Genomic DNA, 272 nt, shown 5'->3' with positions numbered 1-272 from the left:
CCGTTTGTCGGGATTGTTGAACGGCTCGTCAGGTGTTGGTGTTTGCGATCTCCTGCTCCTGCGGGTCGATCGGGGCGTGATCAGCCAGCGCCTCAATGTCGGCGGCAGCGATCTGCACATGGCGATGAACGAGCGCGGTGATCGTCGAGCGAGCGCTGGCGCAACGCCGCGGATTCGAAGTAACGGCGACGCCCGCGCGTGCTCATCAGCATCAGGGGCGTAATCGTGCGCACGAGAATGCGGTTCTGGCTGGCGCCCGCCACCGCAAGATG

At 64.3% G+C, this 272-nt stretch carries 1 pseudogene; it reads right to left on the bottom strand.

From position 1 onward, the window contains the following. Nucleotides 1–92: 92 nt before the first annotated feature. Nucleotides 93–272, bottom strand: a pseudogene (locus tag HP556_RS30040) (FCD domain-containing protein); the annotation flags it as partial.

It is taken from the genome of Tardiphaga robiniae, assembly GCF_013359755.1.
GTDB classification, from domain to species: domain Bacteria; phylum Pseudomonadota; class Alphaproteobacteria; order Rhizobiales; family Xanthobacteraceae; genus Tardiphaga; species Tardiphaga robiniae.
This window is presented reverse-complemented; position numbering and strand designations above follow the sequence as displayed.